At 43.2% G+C, this 21,227-nt stretch carries 18 protein-coding genes; 9 read left to right on the top strand and 9 right to left on the bottom strand.

What is annotated here, in order from left to right:
- Nucleotides 1–39: 39 nt before the first annotated feature.
- The 3 genes from ACFQZI_RS04105 to ACFQZI_RS04095 form a co-directional block, all read right to left on the bottom strand.
- Nucleotides 40–1,488, bottom strand: a complete 1,449-nt coding sequence (locus ACFQZI_RS04105) for a hypothetical protein (RefSeq protein ID WP_377138776.1) — start codon at nucleotides 1,486–1,488, stop codon at nucleotides 40–42.
- Between the two features lie 112 nt (nucleotides 1,489–1,600).
- Nucleotides 1,601–4,396 carry a TonB-dependent receptor gene (locus ACFQZI_RS04100; RefSeq protein WP_377138773.1) on the bottom strand — a complete coding sequence of 932 codons (2,796 nt, stop codon included), beginning with the start codon at nucleotides 4,394–4,396 and terminating at the stop codon, nucleotides 1,601–1,603.
- A gap of 117 nt (nucleotides 4,397–4,513) precedes the next feature.
- A complete protein-coding gene (locus ACFQZI_RS04095) occupies nucleotides 4,514–4,876 on the bottom strand; it encodes a helix-turn-helix domain-containing protein (protein WP_252756283.1) in 363 nt (120 codons plus the stop codon).
- Nucleotides 4,877–5,362: 486 nt separating this feature from the next.
- On the opposite strand from ACFQZI_RS04095, the gene ACFQZI_RS04090 reads away from it, so the two are divergent.
- The 3 genes from ACFQZI_RS04090 to ACFQZI_RS04080 all read left to right on the top strand — a co-directional run bounded on the left by ACFQZI_RS04090 (nucleotide 5,363) and on the right by ACFQZI_RS04080 (nucleotide 8,946).
- Complete coding sequence (locus ACFQZI_RS04090; RefSeq protein WP_377138769.1) at nucleotides 5,363–6,040, top strand: hypothetical protein; 678 nt, start codon at nucleotides 5,363–5,365, stop codon at nucleotides 6,038–6,040.
- A 113-nt stretch (nucleotides 6,041–6,153) separates the two neighbouring features.
- Nucleotides 6,154–7,791: an L-glutamate gamma-semialdehyde dehydrogenase gene (gene pruA, locus ACFQZI_RS04085; RefSeq protein WP_377138766.1), complete on the top strand. Its 1,638-nt coding sequence runs from the start codon at nucleotides 6,154–6,156 to the stop codon at nucleotides 7,789–7,791.
- Between the two features lie 135 nt (nucleotides 7,792–7,926).
- Nucleotides 7,927–8,946, top strand: a complete 1,020-nt coding sequence (locus tag ACFQZI_RS04080) for an LLM class flavin-dependent oxidoreductase (RefSeq protein WP_377138763.1) — start codon at nucleotides 7,927–7,929, stop codon at nucleotides 8,944–8,946.
- 105 nt (nucleotides 8,947–9,051) lie between these two features.
- On the opposite strand, the gene can (ACFQZI_RS04075) is transcribed toward ACFQZI_RS04080, so the two are convergent.
- The 5 genes from can (ACFQZI_RS04075) to ACFQZI_RS04055 all read right to left on the bottom strand — a co-directional run bounded on the left by can (ACFQZI_RS04075) (nucleotide 9,052) and on the right by ACFQZI_RS04055 (nucleotide 13,498).
- A complete protein-coding gene (gene can, locus ACFQZI_RS04075; protein ID WP_377138761.1) occupies nucleotides 9,052–9,723 on the bottom strand; it encodes a carbonate dehydratase in 672 nt (223 codons plus the stop codon).
- A 15-nt stretch (nucleotides 9,724–9,738) separates the two neighbouring features.
- Complete coding sequence (locus ACFQZI_RS04070; protein WP_377138758.1) at nucleotides 9,739–10,491, bottom strand: YoaK family protein; 753 nt, start codon at nucleotides 10,489–10,491, stop codon at nucleotides 9,739–9,741.
- A 113-nt stretch (nucleotides 10,492–10,604) separates the two neighbouring features.
- A complete protein-coding gene (gene can / locus ACFQZI_RS04065; protein ID WP_377138755.1) occupies nucleotides 10,605–11,324 on the bottom strand; it encodes a carbonate dehydratase in 720 nt (239 codons plus the stop codon).
- Between the two features lie 72 nt (nucleotides 11,325–11,396).
- Nucleotides 11,397–13,019 carry a SulP family inorganic anion transporter gene (locus ACFQZI_RS04060; protein WP_377138752.1) on the bottom strand — a complete coding sequence of 541 codons (1,623 nt, stop codon included), beginning with the start codon at nucleotides 13,017–13,019 and terminating at the stop codon, nucleotides 11,397–11,399.
- A gap of 146 nt (nucleotides 13,020–13,165) precedes the next feature.
- Nucleotides 13,166–13,498, bottom strand: coding sequence for a hypothetical protein (locus ACFQZI_RS04055; protein WP_377138750.1), 333 nt, complete (start codon nucleotides 13,496–13,498; stop codon nucleotides 13,166–13,168).
- A 213-nt stretch (nucleotides 13,499–13,711) separates the two neighbouring features.
- Here ACFQZI_RS04055 and ACFQZI_RS04050 point away from each other — a divergent pair, with 213 nt between their 5' ends.
- The 6 genes from ACFQZI_RS04050 to ACFQZI_RS04025 all read left to right on the top strand — a co-directional run bounded on the left by ACFQZI_RS04050 (nucleotide 13,712) and on the right by ACFQZI_RS04025 (nucleotide 19,942).
- Entirely contained in the window at nucleotides 13,712–15,253 is a 1,542-nt protein-coding gene (locus ACFQZI_RS04050; RefSeq protein WP_377138748.1) for an acyl-CoA carboxylase subunit beta, read from the top strand.
- Between the two features lie 236 nt (nucleotides 15,254–15,489).
- Nucleotides 15,490–15,927: an endonuclease domain-containing protein gene (locus ACFQZI_RS04045; protein WP_377138745.1), complete on the top strand. Its 438-nt coding sequence runs from the start codon at nucleotides 15,490–15,492 to the stop codon at nucleotides 15,925–15,927.
- A 242-nt stretch (nucleotides 15,928–16,169) separates the two neighbouring features.
- Nucleotides 16,170–16,586 carry a GNAT family N-acetyltransferase gene (locus ACFQZI_RS04040; protein ID WP_377138743.1) on the top strand — a complete coding sequence of 139 codons (417 nt, stop codon included), beginning with the start codon at nucleotides 16,170–16,172 and terminating at the stop codon, nucleotides 16,584–16,586.
- Nucleotides 16,587–16,801: 215 nt separating this feature from the next.
- Nucleotides 16,802–17,917, top strand: coding sequence for a M42 family metallopeptidase (locus ACFQZI_RS04035; protein WP_377138740.1), 1,116 nt, complete (start codon nucleotides 16,802–16,804; stop codon nucleotides 17,915–17,917).
- Nucleotides 17,918–17,979: 62 nt separating this feature from the next.
- Nucleotides 17,980–18,882 (top strand): nucleotidyltransferase family protein, encoded by a 903-nt coding sequence (locus ACFQZI_RS04030; protein WP_377138737.1) that lies wholly within the window; start codon nucleotides 17,980–17,982, stop codon nucleotides 18,880–18,882.
- Nucleotides 18,883–19,567: 685 nt separating this feature from the next.
- Nucleotides 19,568–19,942 (top strand): response regulator, encoded by a 375-nt coding sequence (locus ACFQZI_RS04025; RefSeq protein ID WP_377138735.1) that lies wholly within the window; start codon nucleotides 19,568–19,570, stop codon nucleotides 19,940–19,942.
- Here the strand turns inward: ACFQZI_RS04025 and ACFQZI_RS04020 are convergent.
- On the bottom strand, nucleotides 19,939–21,057 hold the full coding sequence (locus ACFQZI_RS04020; RefSeq protein ID WP_377138732.1) for a DUF922 domain-containing protein: 1,119 nt from the start codon (nucleotides 21,055–21,057) through the stop codon (nucleotides 19,939–19,941). The two genes, ACFQZI_RS04025 and ACFQZI_RS04020, sit on opposite strands and share 4 nt — an antisense overlap.
- Nucleotides 21,058–21,227: the final 170 nt, after the last annotated feature.

Genomic DNA, 21,227 nt, shown 5'->3' with positions numbered 1-21,227 from the left:
TATTTGGATAGCCGCTTTTTATATTAAGTTTTGCTTGTATTATTTAACAGCACCAGGGGTGGTGTAAGGCATAACCTGTGGGTTAAAGTTAGCCCAGCCAGCACTCCAGTCTTCGGTACCGAAAGCGCCTTTAAAAGCAACTTTGGTAAAGAAGTCGGCATTTACTTTTGCATCTGTAAATACAGCGCCGGTTAAAGCTGGTGAAGTACCGATCTGTGTAAAGACAGGAACACCGGCCCTTGCAGCAGGAGCAATATCAGCACCAAATTTGTAAGCATCGGTGTAGATACCGGCAGCATACAGGTCTGGAGAGAATGTATTGTTTAATAATAATTTTGCAGATACAGCAGCTAAGGCAGAGGCTGCAGCTTTGATCTGGTTGCCTTTGCTATTGCTACCTGCTACCAGGTTATTAGCAAATACAGATGCACCAGAAGCTAAGTTAGCAGATGCGTTTGCAGCACCACCAGCCGGTAAAGCATCATCATAAAATACACCTTCGGTATAACCAACTATTACAGAGTTTAAGATGCTGATAGCTGAGTTACGACGGATCTGCGCACCATGCTGGAAGCTGGCGTTAATAGAAGTAAAGTCCGATTTCTCTTTAGGGCCTAAAATGGTCATGTTAGAGAAAACAGCATTTGTTTGCGGGGTAGCATTTGTACCTGTAGCGTTGTTATCTGATTCGAAACCGTTTGAACCCGATACGTCGGCAGTTGCAGCTAAACGCTGTGCTAAACCAAACTGAACTTTACCAGAGAAACCGTTATCAGTATCAAAGTCATCATCCCAGCTATCAATAGCTAATAAGTGCTTAGCGTTTACGCTACCACCAAACCATTCAAAAGCATCGTCGCCAGAGCGGTAAACCTCTACGAAATCGATAGTAGTACCAGAACCAACGCTACCAAAAGTTAAACCGTTGATCTCGTTATCGGGACTAAGAGCAATACCGGCGTACTCAATACGTACATATTTTAAAGTACCAGAGTTGTCAGCAGCATCGGTACCACCGTGCTTACCTTTATCGGTAGCATCAGATATACCTTCGATTGGTACTGAAGTACCAACGTTGTTTGGAGCCTTACCTAAAAGGATAACGCCGCCCCAGTCGCCTTGTACACGGCCACCAGCAGCCTGGTTTGATGTAAATACGATTGGCTTATCTACTGTACCAACAGCTTCAATTCTTGAACCGCGGGTGATAATCAAAGCGCCTTTAGTTGCTTTATCACCTTTAATGATGGTACCGGGTTGGATGGTTAAAGTAGCATTGTTAGTTACAAATACGTTACCTTTTAAAAGGTAAATTTTATCTGCTGTCCAGGTTGTATTTGCTGTTATGTCAGCATTTACAGTTACAACACCATCACCTGTTGGCGGGGTAACAACGCCAGGACCGTCACCCGGGTCAACCGTGTTTTTTGAACAACTTGTAGCAAACAGGGTAAAGCCTACTGCAGCAACTAATAGAATTTTTTTCATTTTCTGATTTTTAATTTTCTGTTCAAAGTAACATAAGCACCTTTTACTTTACGTTAAGGGTTGTTTATGTGTATGTTAAATAATATTGGTTAATGTTAACCTTGTATTAATATTAAAGGGTGTATGTAAATGCCAATGAATATGTAGCGCCCGGTTTGTAACTGCTTTGGATACCATCTCCGGCATCAACCTTTTTATTAAAGTTGTTATCGTAATAGTAAGTAGCAGAATTATTAAGGATATCGGCAGCGGTAACTTTAAGTTCGCCTTTACCTTTAAACACCTTAAGACCAAGCTGCGCGTCAAACACGTTACGAGGCGCTTCCCAAATATCTTCGTATAAGGCACCTGCAGCTACGTTAAGCCTGCGGCCTACCCTATTGTAAAGAGCATTAAAGTTTAGTTTATTGTTAAGGAATGCGTGCTGTAAACCGGCATTAATAACATATGGTGCCTGGCCTACTAACGGGCGTTTCTCGTATTTAAAGTTGATACCCGCGTTTTTAGGGTTGTAAGAAGTTGACTTAATTACCGCTACGTTAGCATAAGCGGTAGTATTTTTCATAAAATCGGTATTGTACAAGAAGTCCAAAGTTTTACGGATCTCAAACTCTGCACCAAATACGTTAGCTTTATCAGAGTTAAAGTAGGTGATGGTACGGGTTGAGTTAACATCCTGGTTGTACGTTTCAATAGCGTTTTTGAAGCGCTTGTAAAACCCTGATACCGAGATGATCTGACCGGCTGACGGATAAAACTCATAACGCAGGTCGATGTTATCGATATTAGACCTTTTCAGGTTAGGGTCACCTTGTTGCAAGGCCAATAACTCGTAATCGTAGTATTGAGAGATAGATAATTCCCTAAACTCGGGGCGGGCCAATGTACGGGTGTAAGATGCCCTTAAATTGGTTTTATCTGTTAAGGCGTATGTTAAGTTAGCTGATGGTAATACGTCAACATAGTTTTGTTTAACAATACCATCTGGGCGTTTGCTTACAGGTGTAACACGTACGTCAAACTGCTCTACACGTGCTCCCCAAACTAACCTTAATTTATCGGTAAGCTTGTTATCTAACATTACATAACCGGCATTGGTTAAAGAGTGCGCGTTGTAAGAGTCGTCAGAACCATCTATCTCGGTTAATTTGTAAACGTCGGCATTAAGAACATCGCTGCGGAATAAGGTGCTGATAGGGCGTTGTTTTAACGGACGGATAAAATCAGGATCATTCAGGTTCGGGTCATCGGTAACTACAGCGCCCAGGAAGCGTACGTTATAGTTCCTGTCGCGGTATAAGCTGGTTAAACCCGTTTTAAGTGTGCCTGTATGCGAGAACATTTTTATAGGCATAGAGTAGTTAACTGCGCCAGAATATTGGTTCTCGTTAAGTTTTGCGTAAAGCGTTGCGTTATCTTTACCTAACGTAGATACGTTTGCCTCAAAAGGATCGTTGCTGCCTATGTTGCGCGAGTAGCTTACCTTGCGTTGCTGAGGCTGATCATTAAGTACATTACTGTAGCTTAAATTCCAGTTTATTTTAGCGCCTTTTTCGCCCAGCGGATGGTTACCCTCTAAGGTGGATTTAAACAAGGCTTTCTGTAAAAGGTCGAACGCGTAGTATTTTACATCAGAGTTAGTTGCCTGGTTGCTGCCTGTACGTTGCAGGAACTGGTCGTCATAGATCCTGTTGTAAACGTTTTTAAACGTGATCTTATTTTTACCGTATGAGTAACCGAGGTTTAATATAGCACCAAGGTTGGTAGAGAACTTGTAAATATCATCATTGTAGTTATAGCCATAAGCATCACGCTTAACATCGTTCAAAATGCTTTGCGAATTGCGGTAGGTTACACCAAAAATAGCCCCGAAACGGTTGCCGGTTTTCTCATAATCCTTTACCCTCGATAAGGTGAACTGGTAGTTTTGCGTTGGCAGGGCAGTGTTTTTATAGATGTTATAATCCTGGGAGATGCTCTTTAACAAATTCCTGTTTTGCTGCAGGCTTAAGCCATTTACTATTGAAGAATAAGGTACAAAGCCATTGGGCAATTGCTTTTTACCGTTGTCAAAACCAAAGTAATCGGTAGCGTTACGCTGGCCGCTCAAAAAGGTTTTACCTGTTGATGCTGTGTTATAGCCTGTACCAATACCAAAAGATATAACGTTTTGCTCGGGCAAGTCTTTGGTATTGATCTGTATCAAACCACCGGTAAAGTCACCCGGCTGGTCTGGCGTAGCGGTTTTTACGATGTTTAAGCTTTCAACAAGGTTTGAAGGAACGATGTCGAAAGAGAACGCTTTACGGTTTGGTTCGGTGCTTGGTAATGATGCACCATCAAGTAAAGCGCTGTTGTAACGGTCGCTCAAACCACGCACAACAACAAATTTATTGTCCTGCACGGTAGCACCGCTTACACGTTTTAAAACATCAGCAGTGTTGCGGTCAGGTGATTTTTTGATCACCTCGGCAGATGTACCATCAGAGATGGATACGCTATTTTTTTGCATAGCATATAATGCACCTACAGATGCCTGGCGATAGGTCGATTTAATAACCACTTCGTTAAGCGCCTTTGATTCGGCCTGGCCAAGGGTAATATCAAGCGCGGTATTAGCGCCTTGTTTTACTTCAATATCAGAAATTGTTTTGCTTTGGTAACCAATATATCTCACCAGAATGGTGTACTTGCCCGGTGCAATACCGGCTAATACATAATGCCCGTCAACATCGGTGGCAACAGCTTTTGTGGTGCCTTCTATATTAACAGTTGCGCCAATAAGTGTTTCGCTGGTTTTTTGGTCGATGACCTTACCAGATATACGGCCCGTGGTTTGTGCAAGCAAATTGCCCGCCGTTAGGGTTAAAACAAATAGAACGGTGATTGCGGATAAAACTTTTTTCACGTGTATTAATTTAATACCGCAAAACTATTACCGCGATGTTAGTTGAATGTTACGAGTGCATTACCATAACAACCACTTAATATTATGCCAATGTTAACAAGTGCCTTAAATATACTGTTAACCAGCTTTTTGCTTATCAGTTAAGTTATACTGCTTTAATTCTTCCAGCTGGATCTCGTAGGCGCGCATCCTGGCATGCAAAATATCTACCTCGGTACGCAGCATCTGGATCTCGGTGATCAGCTTGGCCGAATCCGGTTTATGGATCATTTTATCGCCTGTGCCCAATATAAGCCACTCGGGCGAGTACTTTAACTGGAAACAAAGTTTACGGATAAGGTAATAACTAATATCCTGCTTTTGATTGATAACCTTACTTATAAAACCCTGGTCAACCCCTATGGCGTTAGCCAGTGCAAGCTGCCCGCCATGCTCCTTTACAATTACCTTAATACGCTTTACAACTGCTTCGTCAGACATGCTACAATTATAAACATTTTTAGGAATTAGGTTAAGCTTTATGAAAAACCACCCTTAACCATCTCACTGTCCCACTTTTTTTGTTACTAAAACATATAAATATACAATAGTTTGATAATCAATAACTTAAAATTTGACTTTTATTAAGAAATAGTCAGCTAAAAATCGCAACATACTGATTTACAGATATATAAATTTATAAAAGGGTGTCCCATTTTTTAAAAAACGGGACGGAATGGGACACCCGGGACGCTGACCCGTCCTGAAAAAAGTTTACGCTATTGGTTGTTAATACTGATACCGATTTAAACTTTAAACTTAAGTACTATATAGGTTAAAAAAACCGCCTGTACATATCCTTTACCAATAGCTATAATCGCAAATCATGTGATAAAGACCATAAAGATTTACATATTTTAATTAAAGCTTCTGCTTATATTGGCGATAAATTTCAACCTCTTTTTTTGCCTTATACACACCAATTAAATGAAGAAAACGCTATTAGTTTTGCTAATTACTATTTCGCTGTCACAATTAAAAGCTTTTGCGCAATATGGTACTAATTCGCAAACTCCTATAACGGATGCACTTGGCAGGCCCGTGGCCACACGCGATTTTATAAAATTTAAAGGGTCGCCCTTTTTATATGACGAATGGGTTAAAGGCGAGATCACAACTAACGATGGACAAGTTTACAAGGACTTGCTGCTAAAGTTTGACTTAACCCATAACCTATTAACGTTTACATACAATAAAGACGACGAACCACAACGTTTTAAAGACCCGGTACGGGTGTTTACTATGTACGCCGAAACCGTGCGTGTTTTTGCAAATGGTTTCCCTAAAACAGACGGGCTTAACAAAGACACTTATTACGAAGTAATAGCTGCCGGTAAAACCCTGCTGTTAAAACACCACCGGCCAATTCTAAAGACCGTGAGGGACGAAAACCGCGCCCCGGTTGTAGGCCAGTATACCGAAACCCAATACTACTATATATTTAAAAATGATAAGATAAATAAAATAAAACGCAATCAGCAGGCTATCGCAGCCGCACTCGCCGATAAAGCAGATCAGGTAAGTACATATTTAAACACTCACAAAACAAACTTTGATAGTGACGCAGACCTGAAAAAGCTATTTGATTATTATAATAGTTTGTAGTTACACATTTGTCACATTCCTATCAATCACACGTCACAATTCCAATTTCCCAATCCACATATTCGCACATCTGCACATTTACCCCTATCTTTGCGGCACTAAATTAAACACCTATGTTAAAAGGATTTTTTAATGTTCCGGAGGCTGTAAACGAGCCTGTGTTAAACTATGGCCCCCGCAGCGTAGAGCGCGCGGCGCTTAAAGCCGCTTTGGCAGATGCCCGTTCAAAACAAGTAGATATCCCTATGTATATTGGCGGTAAAGAAGTGCGTACAGGTAAGCTCATGGAACTGCGCCCTCCGCATGATCATAAACACCTTTTAGGTACTTTTCATTGGGGCGATAAAAGCCACGTTACCGCTGCAATTGATGCCGCCCTTGCCGCCAAGGCCGATTGGGAAAACCTGCCCTGGGAACAGCGCGCCGCTATATTTTTAAAAGCTGCAGACCTGGTTGCCGGCCCATACCGTGCTACCATTAACGCGGCTACCATGCTTGGCCAAAGCAAAAACGCCTACCAGGCCGAAATTGACGCCGCATGCGAGTTTATAGATTTTTTGCGCTTTAACGTGCAATACATGACCGAAATTTACCAGCAGCAGCCGCCCGTATCGGGCAAAGGCGTTTGGAACCGTCTGGAGCAACGCCCGCTGGAAGGTTTCGTATTCGCGCTTACGCCTTTTAACTTTACGGCTATTGCGGGTAACCTGCCAACTTCTGCCGCCATGATGGGTAACGTTGTGGTTTGGAAACCGGCAGATACCCAGGTTTACGCCGCCAATGTTATTATGCAGATATTGATAGAAGCCGGCTTGCCTGCAGGTGTAATCAACCTGATCTACGCTGATGGGCCCGAAGTTGGCGACGTGATATTTAACCATCCCGATTTCGCGGGCATCCACTTTACCGGTTCTACCAAGGTGTTCCAGCACATCTGGCAAACCATTGGTACCAACATTCATAAATATAAAACCTACCCGCGCATTGTGGGCGAAACCGGCGGTAAAGACTTTGTACTTGCCCACCCAAGTGCCAATGCCGACGCGGTTGCCGTTGCCCTTTTACGCGGCGCGTTCGAATACCAGGGGCAAAAATGCTCGGCAGCGTCGCGCGCCTACATCCCGGCAAGCCTTTGGCCTGCGGTTAAGGAGCATGTTGTGCGCGAAATGGCTACCTTTAAAATGGGCCCAACCGAAGATTTTGAGAACTTTATTAATGCCGTTATCAGCGAAGCATCCTTTGATAAGCTGGCTAAATATATTGATGCCGCCAAAGCCGATGATGGTGTTGAAGTAATAGCGGGTGGCGGTTACGATAAGAGCCAGGGCTGGTTCATACAGCCAACTGTGCTGCAAGTACAAGACCCATACTATGTAACCATGTGCGAGGAGCTGTTTGGCCCTGTACTAACTGTATATGTATATGATGATAGCGAATGGGATAACATCTTAAATATTGTTGATAAGACGTCTATCTATGCTTTAACCGGCGCCATCCTTTCGCAAGACCGTTACGCTATTACCGAGGCTACCACACGCCTGCGCAACGCTGCCGGTAACTTCTACATTAATGATAAGCCAACGGGCGCCGTGGTTGGTCAGCAGCCGTTTGGTGGTGCCCGCGGTTCGGGTACTAACGATAAGGCAGGCTCCATGATAAACCTGCTGCGCTGGGTATCGCCGCGCACGATCAAGGAAACTTTCGATTCACCTAAAGATTACAGGTATCCGTTTTTACAGCCGGAACATTAATTTTAGACACATTGAAGCTAAAAGCGAAAGGTCAAAATACCTTTCGCTTTTTTTATGCTTCATCATTTACAAATTCATGACCGGAATATTTGTTTGAAATAGATGTTTAAACAAATATTTTGTCGAAATTGCATCATGGAAATTGGAATAGATAGTTTTGCTTCTGCCCTTTATGGCTCTAATGAGCTTACGCCCGTTGTTGCAATGGAACAATTGCTGCAACGTATTGAACTGGCAGATGAGGTTGGGCTTGATGTGTTTGGGATAGGCGAACATCATAAAAAGGAGTTTCTGGATTCGGCCACAGCCGTAATTTTAGCGGCTGCTGCCACCCGCACCAAACGCATACGTTTAACCAGCGCTGTAACCGTGCTTAGCGCAGCCGACCCGGTACGGGTATTTCAAAGCTTTGCCACGCTCGACCTTATTTCTAAAGGCCGGGCAGAACTGGTGGTAGGCAGGGGCTCATCTGTTGAGGCCTATCCCCTTTTTGGTTTCAGCCTGAACGACTATGACGCGCTGTTTTCAGAAAAGCTTGATCTGCTGCTGAAGATACGCGAACAGGAATTTGTAACCTGGTCGGGCAGGTTTCGCCCGGCGCTCGATAACCAGCCGGTTTACCCAAGGCCGGTACAGGCGAAATTGCCCATATGGTTAGGCGTTGGCGGCACACCCGAATCTTTTGTAAGAGCCGGTACGCTTGGGCTGCCCTTAATGGTAGCTATTATTGGGGGCAACACTTCCAGGTTTCGCCCGCTGGTTGACCTCTACCGCGAAGCCGGCGCCCAATCAGGCTTTTCGGCGGACCAACTAACTGTTGGCCTGCACTCGCCGGGTTACGTTTCTGATAACAATGACAAGGCGGTAACAGAGTATTACCCCGGTTATGCCGAACTATGGACCCGCTTAGGCCGCGAACGTGGCTGGCCGCCGGTAACACGCCCGCAATTCGATCATTTGATAGGCCCGGAAGGGGTATTGCTGGTTGGCGGGCCCGAAAAGGTAGCCGAAAAATTGTTAAGGCATAGCGAATCTCTTGGCGGCATCAGCAGGTTTACCTTCCAGATGGATAACGCAGGCCTCACACATCAACAATTAATGCGCTCTATTGAACTGATAGGTACAAAGGTTATACCGTTGGTAAAAGCAGGTTAACGCTGCGATTTAGATATCATAAATAAGTAAGGCCAATGTTGTAATTGGCCTTACTTATTTTACCGTAAATGATATCACATGTGAAACATGATTTCTCTTTTATGCTTACGAAGCTGTTTGGCTGAACCTGAAAACCTCGTCCATTTTAAGGTTGTTATCAGTGCTCACCTTCATATCGTTTATTAGGCCCGTAGCCAGGCTATATACCCAACCGTGTACATGCAATTCCTGGCCTTTAGCCCAGGCATTTTGCACGATAGATGTTTTGCAAAGGTTGCTAACATTCTCTATTACGTTTAGCTCAACAAGGCGGTCGCCACGCTTGGTTTCGTCCTCAATGGCATCAAGCTCCTGGGCATGTACGCGGTAAACATCTTTAATGTGGCGCAGCCAGTTATCTATCAGGCCAAATTGTTTGTTGGTCATGCTGGCAAGTACGCCGCCGCAACCGTAGTGGCCGGTTACAATCACGTGTTTTACCTGCAATACGTTCACCGCGTAATCCAGCACGCTCAGCATGTTCATATCGGTATGTATCACCATATTGGCAATATTGCGGTGTACAAATATCTCACCCGGGTTAGTACGGGTTATCTGGTTAGCCGGTACGCGGCTATCGGCACAGCCAATCCAAAGTATAGGTGGTTTTTGGCCGTTAGCAAGCGTAGTAAAAAACTCGGGATCTTCTTTTAAAGCGTCAGCCACAAATCGCTTGTTACCTTCTAAAAGGCTTTCATAAGTAATATGGCTTGTGTCGTGAATTAGTTGTGCGCACATAGGATTATGTTTTTATTAAGATTTTGTAATTTTTGTTTTAGTTGGATAAATGAGTTGGTATATCTTATGGAAAAATACAGGTAACAGATCGTAATACAATATAGTGAGCAATATAAGCGGTACAAAGTAAAATACTTTAAATTCGTATATATTAAAGAAATAACCTCCTGCCAATCCTCCTGCAATAAAAAAGGTAAGCACGGTAATACGTACGTAAACCTTATTTTTTACAGCCTGGGTATCTTCCGTTCTGGGGTGCATCCATTCGGCAAGTTCGCTGCCCAAGTCTGTAAACAAACCCGTAAGGTGGGTAGATTTGATTAGCCCACCAGATATGTTTGATACCAACCCGTTTTGCAAGCCCATGGCAAACAGCAAAGCCCCGATAACGATCTTACGCTCAGTGTCGGTTTCGTGATAAAATTTATTGCCGTAAACCGCAACAAACAGCAGTACAAATATTTCTATTATAATAGGCGCGGAATGTGCCCTGTACCAGCTTTTATGCTTTAAAGATTGTATTATAAATTTTGACGTGAACGAACCCATCATAAACATCAGCAGCCATATACCAAAGATAATAACATCGCTAAAATCCTGCTGAAGGATGTTCTTGGCAAGGTTGGCCACGTGGCCGGTAACATTTGAGGTAAATGCTAAAAAGGCCAGCAACCCTACCACATCAATAAAGCCCGCCACAAATGCCGACGACGAAGCCAGCATCAGGTTGTGGTTTAATGTACGTTTATCTTGCGGTTGCCTTAACATTTGTATTTTTTTTTGTTCGTTAAACATATACACCAACATCATGTTTTGTTAATTGGTAATTAACCCCGGCCGCAAGCAGCCGGGGAATATATATAGATAGATAATAGGGCTAATTAATGCGCGGCAGCGGTTTCTACATTGTCAAACTCATAAACATAGCCCAGGCTACGCGGGTTACTGTTGCTAACGCCAAGGTCTTTTATTAAACCCGTGCTTATATCAACCACCCAACCGTGTACTTCAAGGTCGTGGCGTTCCATCCAGGCGTTTTGTATGATAGATGTTTTACAGATGTTGTACACCTGCTCGGTAACGTTTAGCTCAACCAGGCGGTTCACTTTGGCTTTCTCGTCGGTAATGCGGTCGAGCTCGTTAGCGTGTAAACGGTAAACATCTTTAATATGGCGCAACCAGTTATCAATAATACCAAACTGTTTGTTGCTTAAAGCGGCGGCTACGCCGCCACAGCCATAGTGGCCTGCAATAATCACGTGTTTTACCTTAAGTACGTTAACCGCATAATCGAGCACGCTAAGCATGTTCATATCAGAATGAACACACACATTAGCAATATTACGGTGAACAAACACTTCGCCGGGTTTGGTGCCGGTAACTTCATTTGCGGGCACGCGGCTGTCTGAGCAGCCAATCCACAATACTTCGGGGCTTTGGCCTTTAGCTAAGTTGGTAAAAAACTCAGGGTCTTCGGCAACGCGTTTGGCAGCCCAATCGCTGTTATTTTGCTTTAACTTATTATAGCTGGCAGTTTGCGCAAGTTTTATGCTGTTGGTATCAATACCGTTCTTTCCGTTTTTATTTTCTGTATTATTCATGGTAGTTTTAGTTATCTGATTTATAAATAGCCCCGTCTAAATCTCCCCCAAAGGGGAGACTTACGAATGGCTTTACCTTGTTTGGTTCTGTTCATCAGGATTGTAAACCAAATCTTTCAAAGGCGGTATATCATACCGTTCCTTTATTTCTTTTAATTGTACTATAATGCCTTTTGTATAGGCGTTGTGTTTAAAGTTATTAATGGTCTCCAGTACATCCGGGTCTATGTAGCGCGAGTTAGAACCATCAATAATTACATCGCTGCCTTTTGGCAAACTGGTAAGGGTAATTTGTATAGCCGCTTTATTAAGGAATGAAACCTCCTCGGCAAGTTTTATACGTATCGTATTTTTTTCGCCATTTGGAGCTATAGTGTAGAAATAAGGGTTACGCAGGTTGGTACGTAAAATATAAAATACCCCTACCATCATCCCAATACCAACACCTATCAATAAGTCGGTGAAAACAACGGCTATAATAGTTATTACGAAAGGTATGAATTGGTTTAGCCCCTTGTGCCACATGTGTTTAAACAAGCTTATCCTGGCCAATTTATAACCCACTGTTAACAATATAGCCGCCAAACATGAAAGCGGAATTTTATTTAGGAGCGATGGTATGGCAAGCAGGCATACCAGCAATAAATACCCGTGAAATATAGCGCTTACTTTGGTACGTGCACCGGCGCCTACGTTGGCTGATGAGCGTACGATCACGGCCGTCATAGGCAAGCCACCCAATAACCCGCTTACAATATTACCTGCACCCTGGGCAACCAGTTCGCGGTTGGTAGGCGATACACGTTTAATAGGGTCAATTTTATCAACCGCCTCAAGGCTTAAGAGGGTTTCTAAACTGGCTACAATAGCAATTGTAACCGCGGTTACCCAAACCGCCTTGTTGCCTATTCCGCTAAAATTGGGAGATTTGAACAGACCGAAAAATTCGCCCGTGCTGTGTACTAAAGGTATCTGTACAAATTGTTTATCTAAAAGTGCAAAACCTGTACCCGAAAAAATGGCGGCCAGTATGGTACCTACAACCACCACCAAAAGTGGAGCGGGTATCAGAGCCAGCTTCTTAACTTTAGGCCAGTATATCATAATAGCAAGCGATACCACTGTGATGATAACCGCCCCGTAATTGATCCTGGCAAGCGCGCTCAATATCCCCGAAAAGGTATTTTCAGTATCCATCTGGCTAAAACCTTCGTCGCCTTCGTAATCCTTATCATACCCAACGGCGTGGGGGAACTGTTTCATGATAAGGATGATACCTATAGCGGCAAGCATACCTTCTATAACCGCCGATGGGAAATAATTGGCGATAGTACCGGCTTTTACCAACCCGAATATCATTTGCATCACACCGGCAATTACCAGGGCAAGCAAAAACGCGTCAAACGAACCTAAACTGGTTATAGAGTTTAATACGATGGTGGTTAAACCCGCGGCAGGCCCGGCCACACTTAATTGCGAGCCGCTGAGCGTACCCACTACAATACCACCTATTATACCGGCCAGTAAGCCCGAGAATAATGGCGCGCCCGATGCAAGGGCAATACCTAAACACAGGGGCAGTGCTACTAAGAACACCACTAAGCCCGCGGGAAGGTCCTTTTTTAGATTTTTAGCTAAGAAATACTTTTTCAGGTTGAGGTCGCCGGCGGAAACGCCGCCTTGCTTGATTTGCATAAACAATAATTTTTATAATGAAAACTTTAGTAAACAGCACATTAGCAACACCAAAGCGGGTTGTAAGCAATGCATGGTATTCCGCCTGTTAAAAAAACAGGGGTGTGTTGCAGTTCACCGGATATGAAAATATCCGGTTATTTGTATTAAGCGTTGGGAGGAGGGGTAGGTACCAGAGGGTGAAATACCTGGTTGTAGAGGGAGCGTTCCTGGTTGTGCAGTATGTTGGTTTCAACTATAAGCGGCCTGTAAACTGTAAGGTGGTTTACATTTTCATCAAAAAACTTTTTGTCTTTAAAGGCATCTTTTTCAAGGTCCTCCTTCTCGTTTTTTGATTCGTGCTCCAGTTGCATGATCACCGCCCGAACGGTTTTGTTATTCAGGCAGGTAAAAACAGGCGCGATAGATATAACCATCTTTATTGCAAAGATGCCTATAAAGAGTGCCGCAATCGCGTTTTTAAAAATCCTGCTCCTCATTCGCAACAAAGATAATATTTTTTAGAAATGCAAAGTATCATCCGGCTATTTAAAGCTAATCTTACAATATAATTACTATAAGCCTCACCCCAAACCCCTCTCCCAAGGAGAGGGACCTTAAAAATATAAATAGAACCCTCTCCCTTATAGAGAGCCGAATGAGGCCTTATCAATTTTATTATTAATTTTATCGCTTAACCAATAAACCATATTGTGAATAAAAAGTTGGAGATTTTACAAAAAAAACGCGATCAGGCGCTTGAGGGCGGAGGTGCTGCACGTATTGAAAGTCAGCACAAAAAAGGGAAGTTAACCGCGCGCGAAAGGCTGCATTTTTTGTTAGACGATGGTTCTTTCCAGGAAATAGGGATGCTGGTATCGCACCGCAGTACCGATTTTGGGATGGAGAAAGAAAAGTATCCGGGCGACGGTGTGGTAACCGGTTATGGCACCGTAAACGGCCGTTTGGTGTACGTTTTCTCGCAAGATTTTACCGTTTTTGGCGGCTCGCTGTCTGAAACACATGCCGAAAAGATAGTTAAGATAATGGACCTGGCCATGAAGAACGGCGCGCCCGTGATCGGCCTTAACGACTCCGGCGGTGCGCGCATTCAGGAGGGTGTGGTATCTCTTGGCGGCTACGCCGATATTTTTTATAAGAATACCATGGCCAGCGGCGTTGTACCGCAGATCTCGGCCATTATGGGACCCTGCGCGGGTGGCGCGGTATACTCGCCTGCCATTACTGACTTTATTTTAATGGTAGAGCACACCAGCTACATGTTTGTAACCGGTCCCAATGTAGTAAAAACGGTAACACACGAAGAAGTAACATCAGAAGAACTGGGCGGCGCCAATACACACGCCACCAAAAGCGGTGTTACCCATTTTGCCTGCGCTAATGAGATAGAAGCCATCAACCATGTAAAAAAGCTACTGAGCTACATGCCGCAAAATTGTGAGGACCGTGCCCCTGCCCTGCCTTACGAGGTAAAGAACGAGGACCGCCCCGCATTAACCGATATACTACCCGAAAACGTTTCGCAACCTTACGACATACGCGAAGTAATAGAGGAGGTAATAGACGGCGCATCATTCCTGGAGGTACATAAAGATTTTGCCGAAAATATTGTTGTAGGCTTTGCCCGCCTGGCAGGCCGCAGCATTGGCATTGTGGCTAACCAGCCCGCATTTTTGGCAGGGGTGCTGGATATTAATTCCTCTACCAAGGGCGCGCGCTTTGTGCGTTTCTGCGATAGCTTTAATATTCCCCTATTGGTATTTGAAGATGTACCGGGCTTTTTGCCGGGTACCGACCAGGAGTGGAACGCCATTATTACCAACGGGGCAAAGTTGCTTTACGCTTTTTGCGAGGCTACCGTGCCGCGTATTACCGTAATTACCCGCAAGGCTTATGGCGGCGCGTATGATGTAATGAACTCCAAACACATTGGTGCCGATATGAACTACGCCTGGCCATCGGCAGAGATAGCTGTAATGGGCGCCAAAGGCGCTGCCGAGATCATTTTTAAACGCGAAATAACTTCCGCGGGAGATCCGGAAGCCAAATGGCGCGAAAAGGAAGAGCAGTACGCCAATATATTTGCGAACCCCTACCGCGCCGCCGAGCGTGGGTTTATAGATGAGGTAATTGCCCCCGCCGAAACCCGCATTAAACTCATACACGCCTTTAAAATGCTGGAGAATAAAGTGGTAAATAATCCGAAGAAAAAGCATGGGAATATACCTTTGTAAATTCGGATTTGAGGAGCGCAGGCTTGGTGCGATTCCCTCACTTGGGAGGGTGTAGGGAGGGGTATATAAGCGACTAATATCGTAAAGACCTATCTCCACCATAACACAGACCTCGTGCGATTCCCTCCCTTGGGAGGGTGTAGGGAGGGGTTATACAAGCGATTAAATTGCAAATGGCATAAACCCCTCTCTGCCACAACACAGTCAACCGCACCCCTCCCAAGGGAGGGAAAAAAATGAAACTACCAATGGTTAAAATAATTCCATACAACCCCAAACTAAAAGCCTTGGCCCGTAAGCTTAGAAAGGATATGACTTTTGGAGAAACTCTATTATGGAACGAATTAAAAGAAGACAAACTTTGGGGATTTGATTTTGACCGGCAGCGGTGTATTGATAACTACATTGTAGATTTCTATTGCAAACCATTGATGCTGGCGATTGAGATTGATGGTATGTCACACAACCGCGAGGAAGCTTTAAATAAAGATGAATTGAGACAGCAAAAGCTGGAAGGCTTTGGCATAACTTTTATTAGGTTTAGCGAAGCAGATGTGAAACATGATATGGCAAATGTGATTCGTGCTATTTCGGGCGTTATTGTAGAAATTATCAGAAAAAACAAGTCAATTAACATTCCTAAAGAGTTTCCGATGGAGGTTTTTAATAATTGAAGCGCAGGCCTGTGCGATTCCCTCCCTTGGGAGGGTGTAGGGAGGGGTTTCTGCAAGCGATTAATTGAAAATTGCATACACCCCTCCCTCCCAGCACATCGTCCGTTTCACCCCTCACAAGGGAGGGTGTAGGGAGGGGTTATATAAGCGACTAATATCGCATAAACCCCTCCCTGCCACAACACAGTCAACCGCACCCCTCCCAAAGGAGGGAATCTTAAATTTAACTTTTATTCTTCCTTATGCTTTCCATCGAACAAATAACTCCCCGCTTAACCTGGCGCCTGCGTAAAGAAGTACTTTACCCCAACAAGCCCTTGAATAGTATGATGATGGAAGAGGATGAACATGGCTACCACTTCGGCGCTTTTGAGGATAATAAACTGGTGGGTGTAGTGTCATTGTTTAAGCATCAGGATGATTGGCAATTTCGCAAGCTGGCTGTTATAACAGATGGACAGGGAAAGGGCATTGGCACACAAATAATAGCCTACATTACCGGCTTTGTTGAGCGTGAGCACGGCACAAAACTGTGGTGCCACGCAAGGCTATCGGCAACGGGGTTTTATGATAAATTGGGGTATAGTAAAGTGGGTAATGAATTTCAAAAGAATGGCATCAATTATATCAGGATGGAAAAAAGCCTGACTGTAAAATAAGAAGTCAGCCTGCCTTGCGCAAACTGACCTCTTGTGACTTTAACTAATTAACTGATCTTTTTATTACGCTGCAAAAGTGCGGTTACATTATAAAGTAAATGTTAAATAATAAACAAGCTTTATAACTGTTAAACAGACACTTCTTTGTTATAACAATTGCTTTATTATATTTGCGAACCGCTACCCTCCCCCGGTAGCATTATTAAATATAACACATGGCAAAAAAGAAACCAGAAGCCGAACAAAAAACGGCTGTAGTAAACGAAACATCTTTAGCGTTTTTCGAAAAATATATTAATAACCCTTCTCCTACCGGTTTTGAATACAAAGGTCAGGAACTTTGGCTGGACTATCTTAAACCCTATATCGACGATCATTTTGTAGACAATTACGGTACCGCGGTTGGTGTAATTAACCCACAGGCCGACTACAAGGTAGTTATAGAGGCACATGCCGACGAAATTTCGTGGTTTGTAAACTACATTACCAATGATGGGTTGATATATGTTATCCGCAATGGCGGCAGCGACCATCAGATAGCACCATCTAAACGTGTAGACATCCACACCGATAACGGTATTGTTAAAGCAGTATTTGGCTGGCCAGCTATCCATACCCGCTTAGGCGGCGAAAAAGAAGAAGCCCCAACGCTTAAAAACATCTTTTTAGATTGTGGCTGCACCAGCAAAGAAGAAGTTGAAGCCCTGGGCATCCACGTAGGTTGTGTAATTACTTACGAAGATGAGTTTATGGTGCTAAACAACCGCTACTATGTTGGCCGTGCTTTAGATAACCGCGCCGGTGGTTTTATGATTGCCGAGGTTGCCCGTTTGCTTAAAGAAAATAACATTACTTTGCCTTTTGGTTTATACATTGTAAATGCCGTACAGGAAGAGATTGGCTTGCGTGGCGCCGAAATGATCGCTCACCGCATTAAACCGAATGTTGCAATTGTCACTGATGTTACCCATGATACCGGTACCCCAATGATAAACAAGATAACCCAGGGCGACCTGGCCTGCGGTAAAGGACCGGTTATATCATACGCTCCTGCTGTACAAAACAATCTTAATAAATTGCTGATAGAATCTGCACAAAAAGCGGGCATACCTTTTCAGCGTCAGGCATCAAGCAGATCTACCGGTACCGATACAGATGCCTTTGCATACTCTAACGATGGTGTGCCATCGGCATTGATCTCGTTACCGTTACGCTACATGCACACCACGGTAGAGATGATCCACAAAGATGACGTTGATAATGTTATCCGCCTGATATACGAGAGCTTACTAAATATTCAAAACGGACAGGATTTTAGATACATCAAATAATTTAAAACATTTATACACAATAAGCATTGTGTATTCACAAACTCCTATACCCTACTTTTACCATGAAACCAACACTATTAATTTTGGCCGCAGGTATGGCCAGCCGCTACGGCAGCATGAAACAAGTGGACGGCTTTGGCCCAAACGGCGAAACCATCATCGACTATTCCATTTACGATGCTATTAAGGCAGGTTTTGGAAAGATCACCTTCATCATCCGCGAGGAATTTGCCGAGCCTTTTAGAAATATATTCGAGCCTAAATTAAACGGACGTATTGAAACTGATTACGTTTTTCAAAATTTTGACCTTGAACCGTTTGGCATCAGCGAAAAAATTGAGCGCGCTAAACCCTGGGGTACAGCCCACGCTGTGTTAGCAGCCCGCAACCAGGTAAACGAGCCCTTTTGCGTTATTAATGCTGATGATTACTATGGGTATGATGCCTTTAAAAAAATGGCTGATTTCCTGACCACAGAAGTGGCTGATGATAAATACGCTATTATTGGTTACCAGATAGATAAAACCTTATCAGACCATGGCACCGTGTCTCGCGGGGTTTGCGCGGTTGACGATAATGGCAACATGACCGAAGTAACCGAACGCACCGAGGTTTATTTTAAAGAAGATGGTACTGTAGCTTACAAAGACGCGACAGGCGAACACCCGTTAGCTAATGATACGCGTGTATCAATGAACTTTTGGGGCTTTACCCCGGCTGTTTTCAGGCAGAGCGAAGAAATGTTCAGGAACTTTGTTGAGGCTAACAAAACCAACCCAAAATCAGAATTTTTTATACCGTTGGTAGCCGATGAGCTTATAAAAAGTGGTACGGCGTCATTTAAAGTTATCCCAACCGCTACAAAATGGTTTGGCGTAACTTATAAAGAAGATAAACCAATAGTACAGGCATCAATATCTGAACTGGTAAACAACGGCACCTACCCAAGCAACCTTTGGGATTAAACAACCGCTAACATACTTTAAGCCCCCGTTTTAGCTAACGGGGGCTTTTTCTTTTTTAGTCCCAAGCCTCCGTAAAACAAGCCGCCCGGCCCCCTCTTATTAATTATTAATGCATAAGTATCAGCAGGTTTGCTTTATCAATTAGTGTTTTTAACTAAAAAGATTTTTTCAAAAAAAATATTTTAAACCCATTACATTTTACATTAATTTAATATCAAATTAAGATTGTTTTTGTAACAATTTTGATCAAACCAATATAATGAACAAACTGGCTAATGTATAACACACACAATTTCCTTAGCTTTGTTGCCCTAATTTATTAACGTGAAAACTATTGATAAATGTAATAATATGTAACGCAGCACATTAAAGAGCAGGCAAACCATATCTTAACATTTAACGTAATTATCGCAATTATCATTAGCAGAAACAATTTGAGCCGAGCAGCTAAATCACCCAGTACTTATTGCCCTAAATGCGGCAATTTATTTCACCACCAGTTACATAGAAGCTGGTTTGTAAAAAACATTCTATTTTTCTTACCGCTAAAAAAATATTTTTGCGCCAACTGCAAAAAATCCAGGTACGTAGTTAAAAAGGCGGACTAATTTTACACATGGGCTATTTTGGTATAAGTATTGCTACAAGTTGCTATATAACATACAGATACTAAGAAGATACGCAAATGAGAAGGATATTAGCTGTGGATGATGATCACGATATACTGGAAGTACTACAATTCATCCTTGAAGATTCGGGCTATAAAGTAGACACGCTTTCTGACGGACACAAATTAATGGATACAATACAGGAAAATCATCCCGACCTTATACTGCTGGATATTATGCTTGGTAATATGGATGGCCGCGAACTTTGTAAAGAAGTTAAAAAGCAAATAAGCACCCATAAAATCCCGGTTATCATGATATCAGCCAGCCATAATGTTGGCACCTCCCTAAACCAGGAAAATGGACCCAACGACTTTATTGCAAAACCATTTGATATAAATGTATTGCTTAATACCGTTAAAAAGCAATTGTCGCAATCGGCTGCTGCTTAAGAAGCTTTATTCTTAATACCAAACTGCACCAACTCGTCTTCTATTTTAGCGTTCCACAAATTTTGCCTATAGGTGTCCGCACCATGCGCGGTTTCGCTATCATACTGTTTCTGTAACTTATTCATTTCTCTTAAAGCCTCCAAATACTCCATACTAATAACAGCGTCATAAGTATCCGGCGTGGGCTTTTCATTCAGGATCTTTTGCTTGTAGTGTTCGGCAACTAATTTAGCAATATCAAAATGCCTTTGTTCGTGGTTAAGGCTATAACCGTTCTTTGCAACCGCGTCAACCCAGCAGGCGCTTTTGGGTACATATACCTTTAAGGTAAAGGTCATGTACACGGTGCTATTCTCAACCTTCAAATCCTCGTCGTAACCCAATCCCGCGAATATTTCTGCCCCGTATTTGCTATTGGTACCCCTCCTGCCGCGAAAATCATCCCATTTTAACGGCCGGTTTTTATCGTAATATATGGTATCCCCTTCGTTTGGCTCTTTGTGGTCAACAAATTTTATCTTAAAACTTTTAGCCAGCTTTATATTTCCTGCCGCCTGCGCATCCATCCAGGTATTTAAATAGGTTATACAATTGCTTAAAGCACTGCGTATCAAAGGTTCTATTTGCTGTGCAGCCCCCGCTTTACGCTGATAGCTGGTAGTAGTACGGTAGTCTGCCAAATGCACGGCATCATCGCCCTTTTGCAGGTAAAACGATGCCATTAGTTTTATATCTCCTTTAACAGCCCCTGTTCCTGCGGGCAACTCGGTCACCTTCAATTCATTTAACTTTATAATTACGGGGCGTAAGGTTTTATCAACCGGCAGGGTATATGCCACAAAGTTTTTAATAGCAGCTATCCCGCCTTTCAAATCAATATTGTACACACCCGGTTTGCCCGGTGCATTTGTTACCGAAGCAATTGCGCTTAAGGTACCAATAGATGTATTATTGCTGCGCCCGTCTTCTACCGCTGCTATGTAAAACTCTTTAGGGATTATTTTAAGCGCCTGGTTTTGCAGGGTAATATAAGTAGTGGGCGCACCGGCTTTAAACGATGTTATCAACACAAATAAGCATGGCACAAATAATAAATAATAATATTTTTTTAGCATTCTAAATTAAAAACGCCCGGGGCGCATAAATATTTTTAGCTTGAAGTCATCCGTATGTAATAGTCATACAAGCTGTTATCATACAAATTTTAAAGTTTTCCACAGCTATACCATTGCCGCGATACAAGCCGTTAAAAAAAGTGCTTATCCACATTTGTTAATTACTAATG

This window comes from Mucilaginibacter lutimaris (genome assembly GCF_042676625.1).
Classification (GTDB): domain Bacteria; phylum Bacteroidota; class Bacteroidia; order Sphingobacteriales; family Sphingobacteriaceae; genus Mucilaginibacter; species Mucilaginibacter lutimaris.
This window is presented reverse-complemented; position numbering and strand designations above follow the sequence as displayed.

Coding starts and splice junctions, on each gene's coding strand:
- ACFQZI_RS04105 (WP_377138776.1), bottom strand. CDS start 1,488: ATGAAAAAAATTCTATTAGTTGCTGCAGTAGGCTTTACCCTGTTTGCT.
- ACFQZI_RS04095 (WP_252756283.1), bottom strand. CDS start 4,876: ATGTCTGACGAAGCAGTTGTAAAGCGTATTAAGGTAATTGTAAAGGAG.
- ACFQZI_RS04090 (WP_377138769.1), top strand. CDS start 5,363: ATGAAGAAAACGCTATTAGTTTTGCTAATTACTATTTCGCTGTCACAA.
- pruA (WP_377138766.1), top strand. CDS start 6,154: ATGTTAAAAGGATTTTTTAATGTTCCGGAGGCTGTAAACGAGCCTGTG.
- ACFQZI_RS04080 (WP_377138763.1), top strand. CDS start 7,927: ATGGAAATTGGAATAGATAGTTTTGCTTCTGCCCTTTATGGCTCTAAT.
- can (WP_377138761.1), bottom strand. CDS start 9,723: ATGTGCGCACAACTAATTCACGACACAAGCCATATTACTTATGAAAGC.
- ACFQZI_RS04070 (WP_377138758.1), bottom strand. CDS start 10,491: ATGTTAAGGCAACCGCAAGATAAACGTACATTAAACCACAACCTGATG.
- can (WP_377138755.1), bottom strand. CDS start 11,324: ATGAATAATACAGAAAATAAAAACGGAAAGAACGGTATTGATACCAAC.
- ACFQZI_RS04060 (WP_377138752.1), bottom strand. CDS start 13,019: ATGCAAATCAAGCAAGGCGGCGTTTCCGCCGGCGACCTCAACCTGAAA.
- ACFQZI_RS04055 (WP_377138750.1), bottom strand. CDS start 13,498: ATGAGGAGCAGGATTTTTAAAAACGCGATTGCGGCACTCTTTATAGGC.
- ACFQZI_RS04045 (WP_377138745.1), top strand. CDS start 15,490: ATGAAACTACCAATGGTTAAAATAATTCCATACAACCCCAAACTAAAA.
- ACFQZI_RS04040 (WP_377138743.1), top strand. CDS start 16,170: ATGCTTTCCATCGAACAAATAACTCCCCGCTTAACCTGGCGCCTGCGT.
- ACFQZI_RS04035 (WP_377138740.1), top strand. CDS start 16,802: ATGGCAAAAAAGAAACCAGAAGCCGAACAAAAAACGGCTGTAGTAAAC.
- ACFQZI_RS04030 (WP_377138737.1), top strand. CDS start 17,980: ATGAAACCAACACTATTAATTTTGGCCGCAGGTATGGCCAGCCGCTAC.
- ACFQZI_RS04025 (WP_377138735.1), top strand. CDS start 19,568: ATGAGAAGGATATTAGCTGTGGATGATGATCACGATATACTGGAAGTA.
- ACFQZI_RS04020 (WP_377138732.1), bottom strand. CDS start 21,057: ATGCTAAAAAAATATTATTATTTATTATTTGTGCCATGCTTATTTGTG.